Here is a 4,016-nt window from a genome sequence, read left to right on the forward strand (position 1 = left end):
AAGGGACTCGTCGGCGGAAAGTCTGCGCTGCAAAATGAGATCTTGGGCGACCTGCAGAAGGAATTCGGCGGCGGTCCCGACAACGCGGCCGAGATGCCCTTAAGCGAGCTCGCCCAGAAGATGGGCGGGACCTACTCGGGCTCGGGCGCGCAATCGAACAACCTCATCGCCAAGCTGGTCGCCGACAAGATGCCGGGCGGCTTCAACCAGGCCGCGATCAAGGCCTACCTGTCCGGCGAGCGCCGCTTGGGTGAGGGCCGCATCCAGGGCGTCCTGCTGCACGCGATCACCATGGCGCCCGAGAAGCGCCTGGGCGGCGAGGCCGAGGCGAAGGCTTGGTTGGACTCGGTCGTCGACAGCTACGGCCAAAAGGTAGGTCAGGCGATCCCGAAGGGCGGGGCGGCCCCCGCCGCGGCGGCGGCCGCGGCGCCGGTCATGATGGCGGCCGGGCCGGCCGCGCAGCCGGTGCCCGACGCGCCGGTGTCTCCCCTGGAGTCGCTGCGCGCCCTGCTGGCGGTGAAGCTGAAGAAGTCGATCGGCGAGGTCCAGGCCGGGCAGAACATCAAGGGCCTGGTCGGAGGCAAATCGGCCCTGCAGAACGAGATCTTGGGCGACCTGCAGAAGGAGTTCGGCGCGGGTCCCGACAACGCGGCCGAGCTTCCCTTGAGCGAGCTCGCCCAGAAGATGGGCGGCAGCTACCAGGGTCTCGGCAAGCAGTCCCAGGCCCAGATCGCCAAGCTGCTCGCCAGCAAGATGCCGGGCGGCTTCGGCATGGCCCAAGCCCGGGCCTACCTCTCGAGCGAGCGCCTCTTGGGCGAGGGCCGGATGGACGGCGTCCTCCTGCACGGTCTCAGCATGGAGCCGCCCGCGCGGCTCGCCAGCGAGGCCGAGGCGAAGGCCTGGCTCGACCAGGTGGCGGATAGCTACGCCCAGGCCCAGGGCGTCCAGGTGCCGCGCGCCTCGCAGGGCGGCGGGACCGTGGCGGTGGCCGGGGGTGGCGGCGTGGCGGTGGATTCCGCGGCGCTCAAGGCCTTCGAGGCCCGGCAGGAGCGGATCATCCGCGACATCATGCGGACTTACTCCGAGTTCTTGGGCGAGAGCCCCCGCGCGGGCGAGCTGAAGGCCGAGATGGAGGCCGAGCTGCGCCGCAAGGCGGAAGAAGAGCTCGGTCTGTGGCAGGCCGAGCACGGCGAATTCTACGGCAAGGCGATCAAGCCGGCCTTCGACTCGCGCAAGCAGCGCGAGTACGAGGGGCATTGGAACCTGGCCCGGCAGGACGCGGTGGATCTCTACCACAAGCTGGCGACCGGCACACTTAAGTTTGAGGACCCGGCCGTCACTCGCACGGCCCACCTCATCGTCAATCGCGCCACGCCCGAGGTCTTGACGGTCGTCGAATTCCACGCCCGCAAGGCCAAGGCGGAGGGGCGTCCGCAATTGGCGACCTACTTCCAGGTCCTGGCCAAGGAGGTGCGTGAGCACCTGGGCAAGCTCCCTGTCTATTTGGACCAGCAGCCCCACCTGATGCCGACTCTGGGCATCAAGCCCGACGGCGAGCTGGATTACCGCGAGGTCCCGCGCCCCGGCATCCGCAGCGCGGCGGACTACGCCAAGGAGATGCGCGAGGGGTCCGACTACCAAGTCGAGGCCGTGCCTCCGGGCCCGGCGCGGGAGGCCTTGGAGTCCTCGGTCCAGGCCCTGCGCAACGTCGTCACGCAGCTGAAGATGCAGAAGGCCGACCCCGCCATCGTGGCGGACTTCGAGGGCCAGCTGGCCGAGCAAGAGGCGCGGCTCACCGGCAAGAAACGCATGCCGCACCTCTTCATGAAGAAGCCGCTGGAAAACGACCAGAACACCCATGTCTACGACCCGCAGGTGACCGACACCTACCTCGGCGCCCTCGACAAGATGGCGCAGGAGGGGATGAGCTTCCAGGGCAAGACCTACCTCTTGGTCGGCGCCGGCAAGGGCTCCATCGCGGTCGAGCTGGCCAAGAACATCCTGGCCGGCGGCGGCACCGTCGTCATCACCAGCCTCACGGGCAGCAAGGAAGAGAACGACTTCTACCGCCAGGTCTACGAGCAGTATGGCGCGAAGGGCAGCCGGCTCGTGACCGTGCCGATGAACGCCGGCTCGCTGCAGGACACCGAGGCCCTGGTGAAGTACGTCTACGACAAGAAGGACGGGCTGGGGCTCGACCTCGACGGGATCATTCCCTTCGCCGCCATCCCCGAGCAGGGCCGCGACATCGGCAACATCGACTCGCGCTCCGAGTTCGCGCATCGCCTGATGCTGACCAACGTCATCCGGCTTTTGGGCGCGGTGAAGAACGCCAAGAAGGAGCGGGGCATCGACACCAAGCCGGCCCACGTCATCCTGCCCATGTCGCCCAACCACGGCGCCTTCGGCTCGGACGGCCTCTATGCCGAGTCCAAGATCGGCCTCGAACCGCTGCTCAACAAATGGAAGTCGGAGGGCTGGGGCAACTACCTCAGCATCGCCGGCGCGGTGATCGGCTGGACCCGCGGCACGGGCGTCATGGCGGGCAACAACGTCGTCGCGCCCGGCATGGAGAAGCTCGGCGCCCGCACCTTCAGCCAGTCGGAGATGGCCTTCAACTTGATGGGTCTGATGCATCCCGACATGGTTCGCGAGGCCCAGCGGCGTCCGGTCTGGGCCGACTTGAACGGCGGCTTCAGCGGGATCCGCAACTTGAACCAGGCCTCGGCCGACCTGCGCGGCGAGATCACCGGCGAGTCCGCCGCGAAGAAGGCGGTGGCCGCCGACGCGAAGCTGGATCAGGAGGCGCTGGGGATCAAGCCTAAGGTCGAGCGGAAGGTCGCGCCCAAGGCCGACTTAGGCATAGCCTTCCCCGAGCTTCCCTCCCGGGAGAAGCTCGAGTCGCTCAAGGCCCTGGAAGGCATGGTCGACCTAAGCAAGGTCGTGGTCGTCGCCGGCTTCGGCGAGGTAGGACCCTACGGCGGCGCCCGGACCCGCTGGGAGATGGAGTCGAAGGGGGAATTCTCCCTCGAGGGCAACATCGAGCTGGCCTGGATGATGGGCCTGATCAAGTACCACAACGGCCAAGGCAAGGACGGCAAGCCCTACACCGGCTGGGTGGACGCCAAGACCAGCGAGCCCGTGGCCGACCACGAGGTGAAGAAGAAATACGAAGAGCAGATCCTCGGCCACACGGGCATTCGCCTCGTCGAGCCGGGCCTGTTCGAGGGTTACGACCCGCACCGCAAGATGTTCCTGCGCGAGGTCGTCCTGACCCGCGACATGCATCCGGTCGAGGTGGGCAGCAAGGAAGAGGCGGATCATTTCAAGCTGCAGCACGGCGAGAAGGTCGACGTCTACGAGAAGTCGGGCCAGTGGTACATCCAGCTCAAGGAGGGCGCGACGCTCAGCGTGCCGAAGGCGCTGGCCTTCAACCGCTTCGTCGCCGGCCAGATCCCGACGGGCTGGGACCCGGCGCGCTACGGCGTCCCGAAGGACATCATCGACCAGGTCGACCCGACGACCCTCTACACGCTCGTCTCCACCGTCGAGGCCCTGGTTTCGGCGGGGATCACCGATCCCTACGAATTCTACCAATACGTCCACGTCTCCGAGGTCGGCAACACGACCGGCGGCGGGATGGGCGGGATGCGCAGCATCCATCGCAGCTTCTTCGAGCGCAAGCTGGAAAAGCCGGTGCAGGGCGACATCCTCCAGGAGCAGCTGATCAACGTCATGCCGGCGTGGATCAACATGCTGCTGCTTTCCTCCTCGGGTCCGATCAAGACGCCGGTCGGCGCCTGCGCCACGGCGGCGGAGTCGGTGGAGATGGGCGTCGAGACGATCCAGGGCGGCAAGGCCAAGGTCGTCTTCGTCGGCGGCTACGACGACTTCGGCGAGGCGGGGAGCTACGAGTTCGCCAACATGCAGGCGACCAGCAACTCGCAGGCGGAAGTCGCGGCGGGCCGCGATCCGAAGGAGATGTCGCGTCCCACCTCGAAGACCCGCTCGGGCTT

At 67.4% G+C, this 4,016-nt stretch carries 1 protein-coding gene; it reads left to right on the top strand.

The genetic code is table 11. The features are described 5' to 3' along the window. On the top strand, window positions 1–4,016 hold a 4,016-nt coding region (locus FBR05_14950), incomplete at both ends, for a hypothetical protein (GenBank protein MDL1873477.1).

This window comes from Deltaproteobacteria bacterium PRO3 (assembly GCA_030263375.1).
Lineage (GTDB): Bacteria > UBA10199 > UBA10199 > DSSB01 > DSSB01 > DSSB01.